This window comes from Nocardioides sp. Soil777 (genome assembly GCF_001428425.1).
Classification (GTDB): domain Bacteria; phylum Actinomycetota; class Actinomycetes; order Propionibacteriales; family Nocardioidaceae; genus Nocardioides; species Nocardioides terrigena.
This window is the reverse complement of the sequence record NZ_LMSN01000018.1, coordinates 202065-223000: the sequence shown is the minus strand read 5'-3', so window position 1 is coordinate 223000 and position 20936 is coordinate 202065. Positions and strand designations below refer to the sequence as shown.

The window sequence follows — 20936 nt, the reverse complement described above, 5'->3', positions numbered from 1 at the left end:
GGGGTCGACCCCGGGCTCGGGGCTACGTGAAGACTACACGACATGAACAGGTCTTCATGTCGGTGGCACTCGCTAGCGTGACGCCATGCGCCCCTTCCGCCAGGTCGACGTCTTCTCCCACCTGCCGATGCTCGGCAACCCGGTCGCCGTCGTCCACGACGCCGACGGGCTCACCGACGAGCAGATGCGCGCCTTCGCGCGGTGGACCAACCTCAGCGAGACGACGTTCCTGCTCGCCGACCGATCCCGCCGCCGACTACCGGGTGCGGATCCTGACGCCGGACGTCGAGCTGCCGTTCGCCGGCCACCCGACCCTCGGCACGGCGCACGCCTGGCTCGAGGCCGGGGGAGTGCCGGCCACCGACGGCGTGGTCGTGCAGGAGTGCGCCGCCGGTCTCGTGACCGTACGCCGCGGCGAGCGGCTCGCCTTCGAGGCGCCGCCGCTGGTCCGCAGCGGCCCGGTGTCCGAGGAGGACCTGGACCGGATCGTGCGCGCACTGCGCATCGGCCGCGACGACGTCCTCGACAGCGCCTGGATCGACAACGGTCCCGGCTGGGTCGGGGTGCTGCTGGAGTCCGCGGACGCGGTGCTCGCGCTCGAGCCGGCGTGGCACGAGTTCGGCGGGATGGACATCGGCGTCGTCGGTCCCCGGGACGGCGGCGACACCGCGTGCGAGGTGCGGGCCATGTGCCCGGCGCTGGGCGTCACCGAGGACCCGGTCACCGGCTCCCTCAACGCCGGGATCGGCCAGTGGCTGGCCGGCGGCGTGCTGCCGTCGTCGTACGTCGCCGCCCAGGGCACCGCGATCGGGCGGGCCGGGAGGGTCCACGTGTCCCGCGAGGGGGACGCGGTCTGGGTGGCCGGCGACACCGTCTCCCGCATCGTGGGCGAGGTCGACCTCGGCGACTAGCCTGAGGGCATGCAGTCCTACCTCGACCTCCTCCAGCGCCTGCTCGACGACGGGGTGGCCAAGGACGACCGCACGGGCACCGGGACGCTCTCCGTCTTCGGCCACCAGACGCGCTACGACCTGTCGCAGGGCTTCCCGCTGGTCACCACCAAGAAGGTGCACACGCGCAGCATCTTCGGCGAGCTGCTGTGGTTCCTGCGCGGCGACACCAACGTGAAGTGGCTGCACGACCGCGGCATCTCCATCTGGGACGAGTGGGCCGACGCGGACGGCGACCTCGGTCCCATCTACGGCTACCAGTGGCGCTCGTGGCCCACCCCCGACGGCCGGCACGTCGACCAGGTGGCGCAGGTGATCGAGCAGATCCGCACCAACCCCGACAGCCGCCGCCACATCATCAGCGCGTGGAACGTCGCCGACGTGCCCGACATGGCGCTGCCGCCGTGCCACACGCTCATCCAGTTCTACGTCGCGGACGGCAAGCTCTCCTGCCAGCTCTACCAGCGCAGCGGCGACGTCTTCCTCGGCGTGCCCTTCAACATCGCGTCGTACGCCCTGCTCACCCACATGGTCGCCCAGGTGACGGGGCTCGAGGTGGGCGACTTCGTGCACACGATCGGCGACGCGCACCTCTACTCCAACCACGTGGAGCAGGCGCGCCTGCAGCTCACCCGCGAGCCGCGACCGCTGCCCACGCTCACCCTCGACCCGTCCGTGACGACCATCGACGGCTTCGACCTCGCGCACATCACCCTCGAGGGCTACGACCCGCACCCCGCCATCAAGGCGCCCGTTGCCGTCTGAGGCCGCGACCCCGGTCACGCTGGTCGCGGCGTACGCCGACAACCGGGTCATCGGCGACGCCGGCTCGATCCCGTGGCGGATCAGCGAGGACTTCGCCCACTTCAAGGCCGTGACCATGGGTGGCGGGCTGATCATGGGCCGGGCGACGTGGGACTCGATCGGACGACCGCTGCCGGGCCGGACCACGATCGTGCTCACGCGGTCCGACGACTTCGACCCGGGCTTCGAGGGCGTGCACGTCGTCCACAGCCTCGAGGCGGCGCTGGCGCTGGCCGCCGACCTCGACCTCGCGGCGTACGTCGTCGGCGGGGGACAGGTCTACGAGCTGGCGCTCCCGGTCGCCACCCACCAGGTGCTCACCGAGGTCCACCTCTCGCCGTCCGGGGACGCGGCCTACCCGGTCTTCCCGCTCGACGAGTGGCGAGAGGTACGCCGCCTCGCGCGGCCCGACCTCGGGCTCGACTGGGTCTGGTGGGAGCGGTCGTCTCCGGGCTACTTGGGCGGGAGCGACCGGGCGTAGGTCGCGCCCCGCTCCACCCACGTGGCCAGCGCCGCGTCGTCGTCGAGCGTCTCTGTCGAGACCAGGAGCCAGCCCGTCATCGGGCGCCCGCGCATCTCCATGGGCCGGACGCCGTCCTCCTCGAGCCACTGCTCACCGGCGGCCGGGTCTGCGCGGACCATCAGGTCACCGGTGCTGCCCGCCGCGACGGCCATGTGGCCGTCGACCATGAACCCGAGCCCGCCGAACATCTTCCGCTCCGTCACGCCCGGCTCGCCCCCGAGCTCGTCGCGGACTCGCGCCGCGAGGGCTTCGTCGTAGGCCATGACCCGAGTATGCCGCGGTGCGCGGTCGTCGGAAGTCGAGCAAGCGCTGCCCGGGAAGGTGCGGCGGCTCGGTCTCGACGGGTGTGGACGATGCATCCGGTGGCTGAGGTGCGAGCCAGCGCCGACCGTGTTGGTGGTTCAGGTGCCGACGCGGCGCCGATCGGGTTGGTGGTTCAGGTGTCCACGCGGCACCGACAGTGGTGGTTCAGGTGTCCACGCAGTGCCGACCGTTGGTGGTTCAGGTGCCGAACGAGCGCCGTCCTTGTCGGTGGTTGAGGTGCGAGCGCAGCGAGCCTCGAAACCACCCTGTCCGCCGGCCGTGAAGGTCGCTGAAAAGTCGTGTCCACCATCCGGTCAGATCGGGTCTTCCTGGCCTCTGATTGTCGGTGGTCCCTGATTGGCTGGAGCCATGACTTCGACCACCGCACCCGCTCTGCCGGACACTCCGGCCGAGCTGTTGCGTGCGGTGAAGGACTCACGTGATCGCGCCGCAGCGGAGGACGTGGAGATGATGCGCCTGGCGGTCCACTGGGCCGACCTGCACATCGCGGACCCCGAGTTCGCCGAGGCGTGCTTCACCTCGCCCAAGACGTTCGCCGGCGAGGGATCGCCGTCGATCGATGAGTTCTGTGTGCCGGAGTTCGCGACCATGCTGGGTCGCACGAATGACTCCGCGGGGCGGTTCCTGACCGACTGTGTCGAGGTCGCCTACCGCCTGCCCAGGCTCTGGGGTGCGGTCCTGTCCGGGCTGGTGGCGGGGTGGCGGGCCCGGATCATCGCGCAGACCACCCTCGCCCTGACGTTGGAGGCCGCGACCCACGTCGACGAGCAGGTCTTCTGGTGCGCGTCGCGGCTCACGCCGTCGCAGCTGCGGCGGGTGGTGGATGAGGCGAGGGTGCGGTTCATGCCCGACCAGGTCGACAAGGCCCTGGAGGACTCGGCGGACAAACGGCACGTCACGTTCGACACCGAGCAGGCGTCGTTCGACGGGACGATGCACCTCGAGGCCGACCTGGAGATCCCCGACGCCCTCGCGCTGGCCGAAGCCGTGAAGAGCGGGGCCGAGCACCTCGCGAGGCTCGGGTCCACCGACACCGCCGATGGCCGACGGGCCACCGCGCTGGGCGATCTGGCCCGGCACCAGCTCACCATCGGCTTCGACCACCCGGACCACCCGGACCACCCCGACGGCACCGACGGCACCGCCGGCACCGCCGGCGCTGACTCGCCGCTGGTCGAGCAAGGGCCCCTGGGGCCCATCCCGACCGCGCAATCATCCGGGTCGTCGCGCAAGAAGGCGAAGCCCGTGACGCAGATCCACCTGTACGCGCACCTCTCGGCGGACGCGATCACCCACTTCGACAGCCCCGACGCACCCGATGAGGCGTTGTGCGGGCGGATCGAGCAGGGCGGCCAGCGGCTGTTGTCGGTGGACCAGATCCGGGCCTGGTGCGGTCGACCTGACGTGCAGGTGGTCGTCACGAAGGTCATCGACCTGCGTGAGCGGCTGGAGTGTCAGGGCTACCGACCCACGCCGGAGATCCGGGAGCACGTCATCGTCCGCGACGGCACGTGTGTCTTCCCGTGGTGTGGTCGCAACGCGAGGCTCTGCGACCTGGACCACGTGGTCCCGTACGACCACGACCATCCCGAGGACGGTGGTCCGACGGCGACCGACAACCTCGCCCCGCTCTGCAGGCGACACCATCGGTTGAAGACGCGTGGGCGGTGGCGGTACGAGATGACCGAGCCTGGGGTGTTCGTCTGGGCCAGTCCGCTCGGCCACACCTACCTCCGCGACCACACCGGCAGCCGACCCCTCGGGCGCGCCTGGCCCGAGCCCGGAATCGATGAGTCGCGCGCTGACCGCGACGCCAAACCGCCTGATCTCTGACCACCACGCCCCGGACCCCGCCCCAGCGACATTGGCGGGGCTACAGGCACGTCCGGAGCACCTGACGGCGGCCGCCACGGAGCAAGGTGCGATCCGTCGCCGACCCAAGTCCCACAGGCGCCGGGGAGCCGCCCAAGGCCGAGTCACGCGGCCGAGTAGCTCGGCCCAGTCACCCGATGGCGGCTGGACCGAACCAAGACCGAGCCACCGGAGTTCTGGGGAGGGCGCCACAGGACCAGTCAGGTCCTGAGCCAGAGGGCAGCGGGTGGGCGTGGCGCCTGCCTGCCTTTCTTCACACAGCGCTTCCGACCTCCCAGAGACCGGCGGGGACGAGCCTTCGACCTGCAGGCTCCGTGGTCCGGTCGAGCACTTGGCAGGTGTCGCCGCGCGCCCACGGGGGTGCTTCCACGAACGCCCGAGGCGCGGCGAGGCCGATGGGCTCCGCGCCACCCACAGGGCAGCGCCAGAGACGCAATGGCACCAGTGGTCGGGCCCGAGCACCGGGGGCCAGCGCGCGGTCGGGGCGCCGCGCGGCGTACGCCGGCGGGATTACCTAGGCGGAGTGCATGATCGCGGAGCCGATCAGGACCGCGCAGCCCACGAGCATGGCCAGCACACAGCCGGCGGCCACCGAGGAGGCCACCCGCCAGCGCCGCGTCACGGCTCCGGCGAGGCCAGCGAGAAGAACGACGAGGCCAGCGCCGAGCAGGCACCAGTCGAGGAAGTCAGAGGTGTACCACGCGGCACCCGGGTAGTCGTCGACCACGGTCCACGCCCACCATGCGCCCATGGCCTGCGCCACGCCGCCGACGACGGCGAGGCGGAGGACGCCGCGCCCGGACGGCCGGACGGTCCTCTCGAGCAGCGGGCTGGTCTCCATGTCACGGAGTGTGCCGGACGCGGGACCACCGCGTCCGGGCATCCGCCCAGGGAAGCTCGTGTCAGGAGTAGCGGTGGCTCTTGGCCGAGTGCCCGGCCTCACGGGTGCAGGTGCGCCCGCTCATGTTGCGGTGGCCGCAGAGCGCCTCGTCGGTCTCACCCGGCGCCTCGACCGCGGGCGCGGAGGACGCGGGTGCGGACGCGGCAGGTGGGGCGACCGGGGCGGGGCGCTTGGGCGCGCCGGCACCGGGGGACGCGGCGCGCTTGGCGTTGGCGTCGTACTTGGCCTCACGCATCGCGCGGAGGTTGTCCATCTTGCTCATCGGCTACTCACCCTCCCGACAGTAGGCGCACCCACCGACAACGACGGCACGACACCCCTGCGGGAGGTGGTCGCGTCCGCCACACCGGGACGCCGACGCTGACGGGGGTGTGCTGTGCGACGTGGCGATCGCCGTGGTCGCGGCACCTTCGCGGTAGCCTGACCCCATGACCTCCGCAGCACCGTTCGGCCGCCTGTTGACCGCGATGGCGACGGCGTTCACCGACGACGGGGAGGTCGATCTGGAGGGCACGGCCGCCATCGCCGTCCACCTCCTCGACCACGGCCACGACGGCGTCGTCGTCAGCGGCACGACCGGCGAGTCGCCGACCACGACGGTGGCCGAGGACGGACGCATCCTGCAGGCCGTGAAGGACGCCGTGGGTGACCGCGGCACCGTCATCGCCGGCGTCGGCACCAACGCCACCGCCCACTCGGTGGAGCTGGCCGAGCAGGCCGCCAAGATCGGCGTCGACGGGCTGCTGCTGGTCACGCCCTACTACAACAAGCCCAGCCAGGCCGGCGTGCTGCACCACTTCCGCAGCGTCGCCGAGGCCACCGACGTCCCGGTGATGCTCTACGACGTGCCGGGACGCGCCGCCACCACGATCTCGTACGACACGTTCGAGCGCGCGCTCGAGATCACGACGGTCAACAGCGTCAAGGACGCCTGCGGCGACCTCGCCCGCACGGCTCGCCTGGTCCAGCTCGGCTACGCCGTCTACAGCGGCGACGACGCCAACACCCTCGGCATCCTGAGCAGCGGCGGCTGCGGCCTGGTCAGCGTCGTCGGCCACGCGGCCGGTGACGAGCTCAAGCAGATGATCGACGCCTTCCTCGGGGGCGACATCGACGCCGCCCTCGCGACGTACACCCGGCTGCTGCCGGCCTTCGACGCCGTCATGGGCGTCCCCAACTACGGAGCCACGACCGCCAAGGCTGCGCTGCAGCTGCTCGGCGTGCTCGACAACCGGAACGTGCGCGGACCGCTCGTTCCGCTCGACGACGACGAGGTCGCGTCACTGCGTGCCGGGCTCGCCGCGTCCGACCTGATCTGAGGAGAACCTTGAGCCACCCCCATCCCGAGCTGTCCACGCCTGCCCCGCTGGCCGAAGGGGCGCTGCGGGTCACCCCGCTCGGCGGCCTCGGCGAGGTCGGTCGCAACATGACCGTCTTCGAGTACGACGACCGGCTGCTGATCGTCGACTGCGGCGTCCTGTTCCCCGAGGACCACCACCCCGGCGTCGACCTGATCCTCCCCGACTTCGACTCGATCCGTGGCCGCCTCGACAAGATCGAGGCCCTCGTGCTCACCCACGGCCACGAGGACCACATCGGCGCCACGCCCTACCTCCTGCGCGAGCGCGGCGACATCCCGCTGGTGGGCTCCGAGCTGACCCTGGCCCTGCTGGGCTCCAAGCTGCGCGAGCACCGCCTCAAGGAGACCGTGCACCACGTGGTCAAGGAGGGGGAGACCATCACGTTCGGGCCGTTCGTGCTCGAGTTCGTCGCGGTCAACCACTCCATCCCCGACGCGCTCGCGGTCGTCATCCGCACCGGCGCCGGCGTCGTGCTGCACACGGGCGACTTCAAGATGGACCAGCTGCCCCTGGACGGCCGGATCACCGACCTCAACGAGTTCGCCCGCCTCGGCGACGAGGGCGTCGACCTCTTCATGACCGACTCGACCAACGCCGAGGTCCCCGGCTTCACGACGTCCGAGAAGGACATCGCGCCGATCCTGGACCGCGTGTTCCACAAGTCGGCCCAGCGCATCATCGTGGCCTGCTTCGCCTCGCACGTGCACCGCGTCCAGCAGGTCATCGACGCGGCCGTCGCCAACAACCGCAAGATCGCCTACGTCGGTCGCTCGATGGTCCGCAACATGGCCATCGCCAAGGACCTCGGCTACCTCCACGTGCCCGCGGGCGTGCTGGTCGACGCCAAGGAGCTGGCCGACCTGCCGCCCGAGCGCCAGGTGCTGATCTCCACCGGCTCGCAGGGCGAGCCGCTGAGCGCCCTGAGCCGGATCGCCCAGCGCAGCCACGCCTTCGTGCACCTCGAGGAGGGCGACACCGTCGTCCTGGCCAGCTCGCTCATCCCGGGCAACGAGAACGCCGTCTACCGCGTCATCAACGGCCTGTCCCGCTGGGGCGCCAACGTGGTCCACAAGGGCAACGCCCTCGTGCACGTCAGCGGCCACGCCAGCGCCGGCGAGCTGCTCTACTGCTACAACATCGTCAAGCCGCGCAACGTGCTGCCGATCCACGGCGAGATCCGCCACATGCGGGCCAACGCCGACCTGGCCGTCGCCACCGGCGTGCCGCGCGAGCGCGTCGTGATGGCCGAGGACGGCGTGGTCGTCGACCTCGTCGACGGTGTCGCGAAGATCGCCGGCAAGGTCGACTGCGGCTACGTCTTCGTCGACGGCTCGTCCATCGGCGACATCACCGAATCGTCCCTCAAGGACCGCCGGATCCTCGGCGAGGAGGGCTTCATCTCGGTCATCGTGGTCGTGGACATGGTCACCGGCAAGGTCGCCGGCGGACCGGAGATCCACGCGCGCGGCTTCGCCGAGGACGACTCGATCTTCGACGCCATCAAGCCGGGCATCATCGACGCGATCGACAAGGCCGTCGCCGACGGGACGGTCGACTCCTACCAGCTGCAGCAGACCGTACGTCGCGTCGTCGGCCGGTGGGTCAACAAGGCCCACCGTCGCCGTCCGATGATCATCCCGGTCGTGATCGAGGCCTAGCCGTGACGGCGGAGGAGGCGCCGGCGGCCCCCGTGGCCCCGGCGGGAGCGGCGGGGCCGGACGAGGCGGCGCCCGCGCCCGCCCTCCAGCGCCTCTCCGAGCTCGTCCGCCGGGTCAACTCCTCCACCGACACCGCCGAGGTCCTCGAGGAGATCGTCCACGGGGTCTGCGAGGTCCTCGGCTACGGGGTGGCGGCCATCGCTCGCCTCGAGGGCGACACCCTGGTGATGACCGCGGTGGCCGGCCCCGACGACGTACGACGCCAGGTCCTGGGCCGCCGGACGCCGGCGGCGGAGATCCTGGACGAGTTCAGGCAGGCCGACCGGTGGGGCATCCTGCGCTTCGTCCCGCACGGCCGGATGGACAACGCGCGGCTCACGGCGGCCTGGATTCCCGACTTCGAGCCGGACGACGACCCGATGGCCTGGCACCCGGAGGACGCGCTCTACGCCCCCCTCTACTCCGCGACCGGCGGGCTGCTCGGCAACATGGCGGTCGACCTGCCCACCGGCAACCGGATCCCGTCGGTCCACGAGCGCGAGCTGCTGGAGATGTTCGTGGTGCAGGCGGGACTGGCCCTCAGCAACGCCCAGCAACGCGAGCGGCTGGCCGAGCAGGTGCGCCTCGGGTCGACGGTCAAGGAGGTGGCGCAGGCCGGCAGCCAGCCCGGGATCGAGGCGATCCTCTCCGACGCCTGCCGGGCCGTCCAGCGCGGCCTGGACGCCACCCAGGTCTGGATCCGCTGCTATCCCGACGAGGACCGCGCCAACGGTGTGGCGGCCGGCCACCCGCGACCCAGCCCGACGGGTGCCGGGGTCGCGACGCTGCGCGCCGACCTGTCGGAGCTGTGGCCGAGCGCCGACCCGGTGGTCGTGCACGTCAGCGACGAGACGTGCGACCGGCTCCCCTCCAGCCTCCCCAAGCTCCAGCAGATGATGACGTCGGTCGGAGCCTTCCAGGTGGTGGTGATGCCCATGGGCGTCGCGCTGTCCCTGCTCGGCTACGTCGTCATCGGCTTCCCGGGCAGCCGCGGCCCGCTCCGCGCCTCGGAGCTCGACGCCATCGCCGAGATCGCTCGCGAGCTCGGTCGCAGCGTGCACAGCGCCCGGCTGCTCGAGACCGAGCAGCGCCTGGTCTCCGAGCTGCGCGAGCTGGACCGCTACAAGGGCGAGCTGATCACCACCATCAGCCACGAGCTCAAGACCCCGCTCACCACGATCATCGGCCACGCCGAGCTGCTCGGGGAGCTGCACGAGCACCGCTCGGTCGAGGCGATCACCCGCAACGCCGAGCGTCTCAACCGCCTCGTGCAGAACCTCCTCGACTACTCGCGCGTGCAGGACCGACGGGCCGCCGTGCGGGTCGACGTCGACGTCATCGACAGCTGCCGGGCTGCCATCGACCTCGTCGCCCACCTCGCCGACACCGGGAGGGTGGGCATCGAGCTGGTCGTCTGCTGCGAGCAGGTCAGCGTCAGCGGCGACCCCGAGGACCTGTCGCTGGTCGTGGACAACCTGGTCAGCAACGCGGTCAAGTACACCCGCCCCGGGGGGACCGTCCGGATCGAGGTGGCCTGCGACGAGGGCGAGGTGCGCGTCTCGGTCCGCGACTCGGGTCTGGGCATCTCCGAGGCCGACCAGGTGCACCTGTTCTCGGCGTTCCACCGCTCCAGCAACCCGGAGGCGCTGTCCATCCCGGGCACCGGCCTCGGCCTGGCCATCTCACGGCGCATCGTGGAGTCGCACGGGGGACGGATCGAGGTCGAGTCGGTCGTCGGTGAGGGCAGCACCTTCACGCTGGCGCTGCCACGCGCCCCACGCCGGACTCCCTGACCCCGGGCGCACCGACCGCGGGCGCATCCAGGTCGACGACCTCGTGGACCAGGTCGAGCCCGACCGTGCCGTGGGTGATCCACACGACCGTCCGGTCCGGCCGCGCGGCCAGCAGCACGTCGGCCACCTCGCGCCCGGTCGCCGTGTCGAGGTGGGCCGTCGGCTCGTCGAGGACCAGCACCGCGGCGTCGGCGAGCAGCGCCCGGGCCACGCCGATCCTCGCCCGCTCGCCGCCCGACACCGCGATCCCGGCGCTGCCCACGAGCGTGTGCATGCCGTGCGGCAGCGACGCCACCCACGCCCCCAGGCGGGCCCGCCCGAGGGCGTCGGCCACCTCGGCGTCGGTGGCGTCCGGCCGGGCCAGGCGGACGTTCTCGCAGACGCTGGAGGCGAAGACGTGCGGATCGTCGGACGCCAGGCCGACGTGCCCGCGCACGTCGTCCAGGCGCGAGTCGCGCAGGTCGCGACCGCCGATCCGCACCGCGCCCGTGGAGGGGTCGAGGTGTCGCACCAGCAGTGCAGCGAGGGTCGACTTGCCGCTGCCGGACGGTCCGCAGACCGCCACCCGCTCGCCGGGGCGAAGGGCCAGGTCCACCTCGTGCAGGCAGGGTTCCGGCCCCCAACCGGCGCTGACGCCGTCCAGGACCAGCGGGCCCGGGGCCAGCGGGGCGGGGACGGCCGGGTCCTCGACGAGCGGCGCCAGCGAGGCCAGCCGGTCCAGGCGCTCGCGGGCCGCGTCGGTGCGGACCGAGAGCGCCCCCGCGTCGGCCAGCGGGGCCAGCACCTCGCCGAGGGCGACGGGCAGCAGCACGAGCAGGGCGAGCGTCGCGGGGGAGACCGCACCCGCCGGCACCGAGGCCGCGACGGCGACGACGGCCGCGCCGGTGGCCAGCCGGACGGCGGTGTGGCCCGTGGCCACCCCACGGACCGAGCGGCGTACGGCTCGCTCGAGGGCGTCGCCCTCGGCATCGACGGCGGCCAGGGCCTCGGGAGCGGCCTGCCACTGGCGCAGCTCGTCGCGGGCGGTGACCGCCTCCTCCACCAGCTCCGACACCCGGGCGCGGTGCCGGAGGTGGGCCGGCTCCGCGACCCGGGCCCCCCGACGTCCGAGCAGCCCGGCGAGGGCGCCGACGGCGACGAGGAGGCCGAGGACGGCCCCGGCCTGCGGCGCCCACCACCAGGCCAGCACGACGGCCAGCAACCCCACGGCCAGTGAGGTGACGACGGGCTGACGCACCCGCAGCCTGGCGTCCAGCAGCGAGTCGACGTCGTCGACCACCGAGGTGAGCAGGTCGCCGCGTCGCGGCCCGGCGACCCGGAGGGCGCCCGGGACGAGCGGCACGAGCGCGGCGTACACCGCGGTGCGCCGCTGCGCGAGCTCGTGCAGGGCGACGTCGTGGGAGAGCACCCGCTCGGCGTGCCGCAGGACGGGCCGAGCGATGCCGAAGGTGCGCACGCCCACGATCGCCACCATGAGCACCAGGACCGGGGGGTGCTCGCTGGCGCGGGTGATGAGCCAGGCCGCGGTGGCCGTGAGGGCCACCCCGGCCGCGGTGGAGAGCACGCCGAGCAGGGTGGCCAGAGGTCCGGCCCAGGCGGCGGGCAGCGGCACGTCGTCCGGCTCGGCCGCGACGGGAGGGGTGGGAGGCGCGCTGACGGTCACGGCGATCGCCGGTGCGGGCTCGGTGGCCCGCGGGAGCAGCTCGACCACCCGGTCGGCGGCGTCCAGGACCTGCGGACGGTGGGCCACCACGACGACCAGCGCGTGGTCCGCGAGGGTCCTCATGGCGGCCAGCAGGACACGCTCGGTGGCCTCGTCGAGGTGGGCCGTCGGCTCGTCGAGCAGCACCACGGGCCGGTCCGCGACCAGCACCCGGGCCATCGCCAGCCGCGCCCGCTGGCCCGCTGACAGGCCGGCGCCGTCCTCGCCGAGGACACGGTCGAGCCCGTCGGGGTGGGCGGCCACGACGTCGTCCAGCTCCACGGACGCCAGGGCCCGCCAGAGCGCCTCGTCCTCTGCACCGGGGTCTCCGAGGCGCAGGTTGTCGCGCACGGTGGTCGCGGCCAGCCACGGCCGCTGGGGGAGCCACGCCACCTGCCGGTCCCACCAGGCCGGGTCGACGTCGGCCAGGTCGACGCCACCGACCAGCACGCGTCCGTCGTACGCCGCCAGCTCGCCGCGCAGGGTCTGGAGCAGGGTCGACTTGCCGCACCCGCTCGGCCCGGCGACCGCGACCAGGCCGCGGTCGGGGAGGTCCAGGGCGAGCGCGCGGGTCAGGGCCTGCGACGACCCGGGGTGCCCGGGCGCGAGGTCGTCGAGGCGCAGCGTGGGCGAGTCCGGGACCCGGTCGCCGGTGGGCCCGTCCTCGAGGGCGGCCAGGGCCTCGCTCGCCCCGGTCAGCGCGGCGGTGCCCTCGGCCGCCGCGTGGAACTCGGCGCCGACGCGGCGCAGCGGCCAGTAGGCCTCGGGAGCGAGCAGCAGGACGACCAGGGCGGTCTCGAAGCCGATCGTGGCGTCGGCCAGGCGGAGGCCGACGCTGACCGCGACCAGGGCGACCGAGAGGGTGGCGACCAGCTCGAGCACGCTCGAGGAGGCGAAGGCGAGGCGGAGCGTGTCGACGGTGGCCCGCCGGTAGCGCTCGGTGACGGCGCCGATCCGGGCCACCTGCGCCTCGGCCCGGCGGTGCGCGACCAGGGTCGGCAGCCCGCGGACGACGTCGAGGAAGTGGCCCGACAGGACGCCGAGCTCGCGCCACTGGGTGGCGGCCCGGTCGCGCGTGGTCATGCCGACGAGGGCGGCGAAGACGGGCACGAGCGGGAGGGTCAGCAGCACGATGAGGCCCGACAACCAGTCGAGCCACCAGATGGCCACCACGGTCAGGGCCGGCAGGGTCGCCGCGAGGACCATCGCGGGCAGGTAGCGGGTGACGTACGGCTCGACGCTGGTCGCCCCGCGGGTGGCCAGCAGGACCAGGTCGTCCGGGTCCGGGCCGCCGGTCCCGAGGCGCTGCGTGGCCGCGTCGAGGAGGCGGCGACGCAGGGTCGACGACACCCGAGCGGCGGCCCGGGCGGACGCGAGCTCGCCCAGGTGGTCGACGAGGGTCCGCAGGCCGACCACCACGAGCAGCGCGAGCGCGGCGCCGTGCCACGCCCCGCCCGCGGGGTCGTCGACCAGCTCCACCACGAGTGCCCCGATCGCCACCGCCTGCGCGATGGTCAGCAGCCCCGCGGCCGCACCGGCGCCGACCACGACGGCCAGCGGCCGGCGGGCCGGCAGCAGGTGGGGGAGGACCAGCGGGTCGAGCGGTCGCACCGTCAGCGACCCGCCGTCGCAGCCGGCGCCGCCGTCGGGATGTGGTGGACCGCGATCCGCTTGCGGAAGACCCAGTAGGTCCACGCCTGGTAGAGCAGCACGATCGGCGTGAAGATCACCGCCACCCAGGTCATCACCTCCAGCGTGTACGGCGTCGCCGCGGCGTTGGTGGTCGTCAGCGAGTAGGCGACATCGGTCGACGAGGGCATCACGTCGGGGAAGAGCCCGACGAAGAGCCCGGCCACGGCCAGGCCGATCGTGACGAACGTGCCGAGGAAGGCCCAGCCCTCGCGGCCGGCCCGGGCGGCGACGAGGCCCCCGACCAGTGCGAGCGCTGCGGCGACGAACAGCACCGCGGAGACCGCCGTACCGGTCTTGGCCTGCGTCCACACCAGGAAGACGACGGCGAGCACCGCGGCCACGGCGCCGATCTTCACGGCCAGCTCCCGGGCCCGGTGCCGGATCTCCCCGTCGGTCTTGAGGGCCACGAACATCGCCCCGTGGGTGGCGAACAGGGTGAGCGTCACCAGGCCGCCGAGCAGGCCGAACGGGTTGAGCAGGGTGAACAGGTTGCCGGTGAACTCCTTGTCGGCGTCGATCGGCACTCCGGCCACGATGTTGGCGAAGGCCACGCCCCACAGCAGCGCCGGCACGACCGAGCCGATGATGAGCGCGAGGTCCCACCGGGCGCGCCAGCGGTCGTCGTCACGCTTGGCGCGGTACTCGAAGGCGAGCCCCCGCACGATCAGCCCCACCAGGATGAGGAGCAGCGGCAGGTAGAAGCCGCTGAAGAGCGTGGCGTACCACTCCGGGAACGCGGCGAAGGTCGCGCCACCGGCGACGAGCACCCACACCTCGTTGCCGTCCCAGACGGGGCCGACCGAGTTGTACATGACCCGCCGCTCGGTGTCGTTGCGGGCGAGCACGGGGAGGAGCATCCCGACGCCGAAGTCGAAGCCCTCCAGGCAGAAGTAGCCGATCCAGAGGACGGCGATCAGGCTGAACCAGACGGTGGTGAGTTCCATGTCGATCCTCTCGGGTCAGTAGGCGAAGGCCATGGGCGCGTCGTCGTCGTGCCCACCGACGGGCACGTCGGGCGGCTCCACGAAGGGATCGGCGCCCTTCTTCGCGTAGGTGATGAGGAGGCCGAGCTCGACCACCGCCAGCACGGCGTACAGGACGGTGAGGACGAGGAGCGACGTGGCGGCCTCGAAGACGCTGACCCCGGGGGAGACGGCGTTCTCGGTGGTCATCAGCCCGAAGACCACCCACGGCTGGCGACCCATCTCGGTGAAGATCCAGCCGAAGGAGTTGGCCGCGACCGACAGCACGGGCAGGCTCAGCGCGAGCCAGGGGAACCACCGGGCCCCGGGCACCCGGCCGCGGCGGGTCAGCCACAGCACCAGGGCGGCCCCGGCCGCGGCGGCCATGCCGAGCCCGATCATGAAGCGGAACGACCAGTAGGTGATGGGTACGACGGGCACGTAGTCGCCGGCCGTGTAGTAGGCCGCGCCCGGGTCCTGGCCGAACGTCTCGATGTACTCCTCACGCAGGTCGTTGATCCCGCGCACCTCGCCGTCGAAGGAGCCGGTGCCCAGGAAGCTGAGCAGCCCGGGGATCTTGATGGCGAACTTCTCCTCGGTACCGTCGGGCGTGCCGATGGTGAAGACGGAGAACGACGCCGGCTGCTCGGTCTCGAAGAGCCCCTCGGCCGCGGCCATCTTCATCGGCTGGACCTCGGTCATGATCTTGCCCTGGATGTCGCCGGAGACCGCGACGCCGAGGCCGGCGAGCAGGGTGACCGTCGCGCCGATGCGGACCGCCCGGCGGTAGAGCCCCCGGTCGGCCTCGTGGCCGCGACGGACGTAGAGCCAGCCGGCGACGCCGACGACGAACGCGCCGGCGGTGAGGTAGGCCGACGCGATCACGTGCGGGAAGGTCACGAGCTGCACCTTGTTGAACATCACCGCCCAGAAGTCGACGAGCTCGGCGCGTCCGGTCTCGGGGTTGTAGATGTGGCCGACAGGGTGCTGCATCCACGAGTTGGCGGCGAGGATGAACCACGACGAGAACAGCGTCCCGATGTGCACGATCCACATGCAGCCCGCGTGCATGGCCCGGGGGAGCTTGTCCCAGCCGAAGATCCACAGCCCCAGGAACGTCGACTCGAGGAAGAAGGCCAGCAGGCCCTCGATGGCCAGCGGGGCACCGAAGACGTCGCCGACGAAGCGGGAGTAGTCGGACCAGTTCATCCCGAACTGGAACTCCTGGACGATGCCGGTCACCACGCCGATGGCGAAGTTGATGAGCATCAGCTTGCCGAAGAACTTGGTGAGGCGGAGGTAGTCCTCGTTGCGGGTCCGCACCCACGCCGTCTCGAAGCCGGCCACGATCGCGGTGAGGCCGATCGTGAGGGGGACGAAGAGGAAGTGGTAGACGGTGATGATGCCGAACTGCCAGCGAGCGATCTCGAGGACGTCCATCGGGCTCCTTGGGCGAAGTACTACTACAGATCGTAGTAGATACTACGACGTGTCGTACTTCTGCGCACAGGGCCCCTAGACTCCAGTGCCATGGGTCCAAGGTCCCGGATGGGCGAGCTCGAGCAGGCCGTCATGCACGCGCTCTGGGCGCTCGACGACGAGCAGTGGGCGACGGTCCGCCAGGTGCACGAGGCCCTGGCCGACCGCGGTCTCGCCTACACCACGGTGATGACCGTGATGGACCGGCTGGCGCGCAAGGAGTACGTCGAGCAGCAGCGCGACGGACGGGCCTACCGCTACCGCCCGCGGGTCACCCGCGCCGGCCTGACCGCCGAGCTGATGCGCGAGACGCTGTCCGACATGGGTGCCGACGAGCGCGGCTCGGCGCTGGTCTCCTTCGTCGAGGACGCGGGTCCCGACGACATCGCGGCCCTGCGCCGCGCCCTCGGCGACCTGGCCTGACCCGCGCCCGTCCGTGCTGACCCCTCTCGTCCTCGGCGTGCTGGCGCTGGCGCTGGCGAGTCCCGTGCCCCGGGTCCTCGCACGCTGGACGCGGCTGCGGCACACGCCCGTCGCCACGATGCTGCTGTGGCAGAGCGCCGCGCTCGCCGCCGTCCTCGCCGCCCTGGGTGCCGGCCTGTCGCTGGTGACCCACCGGTTGTGGGAGGGGCGCGTCGACGGCCCGGACGTCGCGCTGGCCGTCCTGGCCGGGGGAGTCACGGTCGTGGTCGCGGGCCGGCTGCTCCTCAGCGGCCACCGCACCGGCACGACCCTGCGACGGCTCCGCCGGCGCCACCGCGACCAGGTGGACCTGCTCGCCCGGGTCGACCGCGAGATCGTCCACCGGGGGATCTCCGTCCTGGACCACGAGGTGCCGGTCGCCTACTGCGTGCCCGGCATGTCCGGCTCCCGGATCGTGGTGTCCCGCTCGACGCTCACCGCTCTGGAGCCGGCGGTGCTCGCGGCGGTGGTCGCGCACGAGCGCTCCCACCTGCGCGCCCGTCACGACCTCGTGCTGGAGGCCTTCACGGTGCTGCACCGGGCCTTCCCGCGCTGGGTGTCGAGCGCCGCGGCCCACCACGAGGTGCAGGTGCTGGTCGAGGTCCTCGCGGACAAGGCGGCCGTACGCCGCGCCGACCGGCGGGCGCTGGCCTCGGCACTGCTCACCCTGGCCGGGTCACGGACCCCGGGCGGGGCGCTGGGCGCGACGGGGGCGACCCTGGCCGCCCGGGTCGCGGTGCTGCGCGACACACGCCCCCACCGGGTGCAGGCGCTGGCGGTGACGCTCGGGGCGGCGGCGCTGCTCGCTCTCCCCACCTCACTGGTGGTGCTGCCCTGGCTCGCGGGGTTGCGATGAGTCCGACGCCCCGACGGGGTGCGCAACGAGACGGGGCCCCGGTGGATCTCTCCACCGGGGCCCCGCGCGTTGCTGTGCGTCAGCTGTCGATCAGGTCAGCGCGTGACCCGGAACGTCAGCTTGTCGCGGCTGTCCTCGACCGTCGAGGAACCCTTGTAGATCGCGACGAGCTTGTGCTTGCCGACCTTCAGGTTCTTCTTGACCTTGTAGACGAGGCGGCCGTTCTTCAACGAGCCCTTGCCCATCCACGTGCCGTCGACCTTGATGACGACCTTGCCGGTCGCGGTGGAGTCGTCGGCGGCGTCGACCCTGACGATCGTGCGGAAGTCCTGCTTGAAGGCAGGCTTCTTCGGCTTGATCTTGGCCTTGGTCGTCGAGTCGACCTTGCCCGCAGGCGGGGTCGACGCGGCCTTCACGGTGACCGTGACGGGCGCCTGGGCGCTCGACAGTGCGTCGGTGCCCGCGTAGGACGCGGTGAGGGTGGTGACCCCCACGGGGAAGTCGGCAGGCAGCGCGATGCTCGCCTTGCCCCCCGCGAGGACGCCGGAGCCCACGTCGGTGCCGTCGGCCTTCGTCAGCGTGACGGTGCCCGTCGGGGCCTCGCCCGCCGAGCCGTCGCGCGCCACGGTCACGTCGACCGACGACGCCTGGCCGAAGGTCGACGGGTTGGGCGCCTGGACGCCGGTCATCTTGACCGCGAGCTTGCAGGTCACGATCTTGACGTTGTCGACGTACCAGCCGTCGAGGCCGCCGCAGCCGTCCCGACCGATGTCGAAGCGCAGCTTGACGACGTCGCCCGGAGCCGCACCCGCCTCGGAGAGGTTGACCTGCGACTGGCCCCACGAGCCGGTGAGCTTGCCACCGTCGGTGCCGGTGAAGCCGTCCTCGCCCGCGAGCGGGCTGGTGTTGGTCGCGGAACCGGTCAGCGTGCCCGGGGCGTTGAAGGTGTAGGCCTCCGCCGGGATGACGGCGAAGTCGCCGCCGTTGACGCTGATCTTGACGTTGCCGCCGTCGTAGCCGGACTCGGTCGCCACGTAGTGGTCGAACGTGAGTCGCGGCAGCTTGTTGCTGGCGGGCAGCTCGATCGAGGGACTGATGATCGAGTCGCGGCTGGAGAAGTCCTCCGCACCGTTGGAGCACTCACCCCGGTCCGGGGCCGGACCGTAGGCCACGCCACCGGCGTGGTTGCCGGGAGCCGACGTGGTCGCCTCCCACTCCTGGCCGAAGCCACCCTCGAACACGACCTCCTGCTCGGCGGTCCAGCCGGTCAGGCCGTCCTCGAAGTCCTCGGACCAGACGGTGTTGGACTTGAAGCCGTCACCGCAGACCGCCGGGGTGTTCTTGTCGAGCAGGTCGACGTAGCCGCACTGCGCGGTGGGGTCGGTGCGCAGCTCGACGGCGGCGATCATCTTCTGGACCTCACCGCAGTCGGCAGCCGCGACGGGCGTGGCCGGCGCGGGCGTGCCGTTGGCGGCCGTGCTGACCTTGGTGATCGGCGCGCCGACCAGGTCGTTGCACGAGGCGAGCAGCGCGTCGGCGTGGTCGTTGAAGTCGGTCGTCGGCGTCTGGTACGCCGTCATGGCGCGGAAGTAGATCGCCGCCGACTTGTCGAAGCCCAGGCCGGAGACCGTCTGGCCGTTGAACGATCCGCCGTCCACCAGCAGCGCGTAGCCGTGGTTGGGGACGCCGGAGTTGCTGTGCACGCCGCCGCCGTCCTCGGTGCCGCAGAAGTACTCGGCGTCCGAGACCTTGCCCGGGTCGCCGTAGCAGGTGGGGTTCCACATGTCGCGGATGGCCCCACCGAACGCGGTGGACTTCTCACCCATCAGCCAGCGGTAGGAGTCGGCCTTGGTGGCCGTCTCCGAGTCGACGATGGTGGCGTTGACGGTGCCGGCGGCCTTGATGCGCGCGCCGTCGGCCTGGGTGACCATGGCGCCGTAGATGTCGGCGTTGCCCGACATCGAGATCGGAGCCCGGCCGGGGGCGTTGTCGCCGACTATGATGCCGGTCGCGCCCGCGGCGTCCGCGATGGCGGCCTTGGCGCCGAAGGTGCACAGGCCCCGGTCGACGTACGCGAACTTGCCGGCGACGGCCGACGTGTTGGTGTAGGCCGAGCAACCGTCGGTGGCGGTGCCACCGGTCTCGACCGCGTCGGTCGCGACGACGATGTCGGTGGTGACACCGGCCTTGTCGAAGACGGGGCCGAAGGAGGCCGCCACAGCGGTGCACGGACCTGCTGCACCGGTGGGGGAGTTGATCGTCATGGAGATCGCGCCCCGGGTGTACTTGGAGCACTGGCCGTCGGGACGCTTGGTGGTGAGGTCGCCCTCGCCCGCGTCCTGCTTGCCGTTGATCAGGTCGACGGTCTCGCCCCAGATGTCGGAGTAGGACTCGTTGAGAGCACCGGACTGGTACTGGTAGATCAGGCCGTGGGTGTACTCGGTGTAGGCGTGGCCCCACTCGTGGGCGACGACGTCGTCGGAGGAGACGCCGCTGCAGTAGTTGGTCGTCGAGCCGTTCCAGTTGGCGTTGGGGCAGTTGATCCGCGGGTCGTTGTTGACCGTGATCATGCGGTGCCCGGCGCCGTCGTAGGAGTCGCGACCGAAGGTGTTCTGGAAGAACCAGTAGGAGTCGCCGGTGCCGTCGACCTCGTTGGCCTGGTCCGGGTTGAGGGTGCCCGGGAACGGGTCGCCCTCCTTCCAGACCAACGTGTACTTGGGAGCCTGCGGGGTGCCGCTGGCCTCGTAGAGCTGGCGGTCGAGGGCGTCGTGCACGAGCGAGTAGCGGTTGAGCAGCTTGCCCGTGCTGGCGTCGAGGAAGACCATGTCGCGCACGTTCTTCTCGTTGCTCACCTCGGAGACCCAGGCCAGGACGGACTTGCCGTCCTCACCCTTCGTCGAGCCCATGCGATAGACCATGAGGTCGGTCGAGACGGCCTTGATGCCGGTCGTGTCGGCGTCGCCGTCGTGGCCGGGCGGGTCCTGGCGGACCGTGCCCACGGCGCGCTCGGCCGCCTTGTCGGCGCTGAGGCCGGGCGTGGTCGACAGCGACAGGTCGGGGGCGGCGAAGCCGTTGACCGCGGTCAGGTCACCCTGCTTGTCCACGTTGGCCTTGAGCAGCGAGCCGAAGACCGGGACACCCTGGTACTCCTGGGTGTAGCTGATGGTCCACGACTCGGCCGAGCGGGCGATCGAGCTCTGCTGGAGCTCGTCGGGACGCGCGCCGAAGCTGGCGGCGTACTTGTCGAGGTAGGCGCGGGCCTTGGCGGCCGCGGATCCTGCGGAGTCGGCATCGGCCGTGGGGAGCAGGTCGCCCTGTCCCCGGACGGCGATGAAGCCGATCTTGCCGTTGGCCGACTCGTCGGAGACGGCGACGGTGCCCTGGGCCTCGTTCTTCATGGCCTGGATGCCTGAGTCGGCCTTGGCGACCGTTGGTGCTGCTTGCGCGAGCTGGGACGGCACGGCGAACAAGCCGGCCCCCACCACTGCGAGCGCGATCCCCTGCGTGAGGAGCTTCACGTCATTTCCTCCAGTTGTTCCGAGACGTCACTCGGAACAG

At 71.9% G+C, this 20936-nt stretch carries 15 protein-coding genes and 1 pseudogene; 9 read left to right on the top strand and 7 right to left on the bottom strand.

All coding sequences use genetic code 11. The features are described 5' to 3' along the window. Positions 1 to 85 precede the first annotated feature (85 nt). The 3 genes and pseudogenes from ASG88_RS18070 to ASG88_RS18060 all read left to right on the top strand — a co-directional run bounded on the left by ASG88_RS18070 (position 86) and on the right by ASG88_RS18060 (position 2235). A pseudogene (locus tag ASG88_RS18070) lies at positions 86 to 911 on the top strand (PhzF family phenazine biosynthesis protein). Between the two features lie 9 nt (positions 912 to 920). Then, positions 921 to 1715 carry a thymidylate synthase gene (locus ASG88_RS18065; RefSeq protein ID WP_056888827.1) on the top strand — a complete coding sequence of 265 codons (795 nt, stop codon included), beginning with the start codon at positions 921 to 923 and terminating at the stop codon, positions 1713 to 1715. Further along, positions 1705 to 2235, top strand: coding sequence for a dihydrofolate reductase (locus tag ASG88_RS18060; RefSeq protein WP_056888826.1), 531 nt, complete (start codon positions 1705 to 1707; stop codon positions 2233 to 2235). The genes ASG88_RS18065 and ASG88_RS18060 overlap by 11 nt, the downstream gene beginning before the upstream one ends. Here the strand turns inward: ASG88_RS18060 and ASG88_RS18055 are convergent. Continuing rightward, positions 2208 to 2540 carry a TfoX/Sxy family protein gene (locus tag ASG88_RS18055; RefSeq protein ID WP_056888825.1) on the bottom strand — a complete coding sequence of 111 codons (333 nt, stop codon included), beginning with the start codon at positions 2538 to 2540 and terminating at the stop codon, positions 2208 to 2210. The two genes, ASG88_RS18060 and ASG88_RS18055, sit on opposite strands and share 28 nt — an antisense overlap. A gap of 409 nt (positions 2541 to 2949) precedes the next feature. On the opposite strand from ASG88_RS18055, the gene ASG88_RS23925 reads away from it, so the two are divergent. Then, on the top strand, positions 2950 to 4434 hold the full coding sequence (locus ASG88_RS23925) for an HNH endonuclease signature motif containing protein (protein ID WP_157559809.1): 1485 nt from the start codon (positions 2950 to 2952) through the stop codon (positions 4432 to 4434). Between the two features lie 553 nt (positions 4435 to 4987). On the opposite strand, the gene ASG88_RS18045 is transcribed toward ASG88_RS23925, so the two are convergent. Both ASG88_RS18045 and ASG88_RS18040 read right to left on the bottom strand, forming a co-directional pair. Continuing rightward, positions 4988 to 5314, bottom strand: a complete 327-nt coding sequence (locus ASG88_RS18045) for a hypothetical protein (RefSeq protein WP_056888823.1) — start codon at positions 5312 to 5314, stop codon at positions 4988 to 4990. A 61-nt stretch (positions 5315 to 5375) separates the two neighbouring features. After that, positions 5376 to 5636 carry a hypothetical protein gene (locus tag ASG88_RS18040; protein ID WP_056888822.1) on the bottom strand — a complete coding sequence of 87 codons (261 nt, stop codon included), beginning with the start codon at positions 5634 to 5636 and terminating at the stop codon, positions 5376 to 5378. Positions 5637 to 5802: 166 nt separating this feature from the next. On the opposite strand from ASG88_RS18040, the gene dapA reads away from it, so the two are divergent. Genes dapA through ASG88_RS18025 form a run of 3 tightly spaced genes read left to right on the top strand, consistent with a single transcriptional unit; the run spans position 5803 to position 10225 of the window. Continuing rightward, complete coding sequence (gene dapA / locus ASG88_RS18035; protein WP_056888821.1) at positions 5803 to 6693, top strand: 4-hydroxy-tetrahydrodipicolinate synthase; 891 nt, start codon at positions 5803 to 5805, stop codon at positions 6691 to 6693. Positions 6694 to 6701: 8 nt separating this feature from the next. Beyond that, the gene (locus ASG88_RS18030; RefSeq protein ID WP_056888820.1) at positions 6702 to 8393 is read left to right on the top strand and encodes a ribonuclease J; all 1692 of its coding nucleotides are present in this window, start codon (positions 6702 to 6704) and stop codon (positions 8391 to 8393) included. 2 nt (positions 8394 to 8395) lie between these two features. Continuing rightward, positions 8396 to 10225 carry a GAF domain-containing sensor histidine kinase gene (locus ASG88_RS18025; RefSeq protein WP_056888819.1) on the top strand — a complete coding sequence of 610 codons (1830 nt, stop codon included), beginning with the start codon at positions 8396 to 8398 and terminating at the stop codon, positions 10223 to 10225. Here the strand turns inward: ASG88_RS18025 and cydD are convergent. From cydD to ASG88_RS18010, 3 genes are read right to left on the bottom strand one after another with little or no spacing between them, the layout of a single operon-like run. Further along, complete coding sequence (gene cydD, locus ASG88_RS18020; protein ID WP_082600666.1) at positions 10185 to 13538, bottom strand: thiol reductant ABC exporter subunit CydD; 3354 nt, start codon at positions 13536 to 13538, stop codon at positions 10185 to 10187. The genes ASG88_RS18025 and cydD overlap by 41 nt on opposite strands. 2 nt (positions 13539 to 13540) lie before the next feature. Continuing rightward, complete coding sequence (gene cydB / locus ASG88_RS18015) at positions 13541 to 14563, bottom strand: cytochrome d ubiquinol oxidase subunit II (RefSeq protein ID WP_056888818.1); 1023 nt, start codon at positions 14561 to 14563, stop codon at positions 13541 to 13543. Between the two features lie 15 nt (positions 14564 to 14578). Further along, the gene (locus ASG88_RS18010) at positions 14579 to 16021 is read right to left on the bottom strand and encodes a cytochrome ubiquinol oxidase subunit I (protein WP_056888817.1); all 1443 of its coding nucleotides are present in this window, start codon (positions 16019 to 16021) and stop codon (positions 14579 to 14581) included. Between the two features lie 90 nt (positions 16022 to 16111). Between ASG88_RS18010 and ASG88_RS18005 the strand changes: the two genes are divergently transcribed. Together ASG88_RS18005 and ASG88_RS18000 are read left to right on the top strand one after the other, a co-directional pair. After that, complete coding sequence (locus tag ASG88_RS18005) at positions 16112 to 16483, top strand: BlaI/MecI/CopY family transcriptional regulator (protein ID WP_056888816.1); 372 nt, start codon at positions 16112 to 16114, stop codon at positions 16481 to 16483. A 13-nt stretch (positions 16484 to 16496) separates the two neighbouring features. After that, the gene (locus tag ASG88_RS18000) at positions 16497 to 17378 is read left to right on the top strand and encodes a M48 family metalloprotease (protein ID WP_056888815.1); all 882 of its coding nucleotides are present in this window, start codon (positions 16497 to 16499) and stop codon (positions 17376 to 17378) included. Positions 17379 to 17473: 95 nt separating this feature from the next. Here the strand turns inward: ASG88_RS18000 and ASG88_RS24105 are convergent, their stop codons facing one another. Further along, positions 17474 to 20896 (bottom strand): M4 family metallopeptidase, encoded by a 3423-nt coding sequence (locus ASG88_RS24105; RefSeq protein ID WP_056888814.1) that lies wholly within the window; start codon positions 20894 to 20896, stop codon positions 17474 to 17476. Positions 20897 to 20936: the final 40 nt, after the last annotated feature.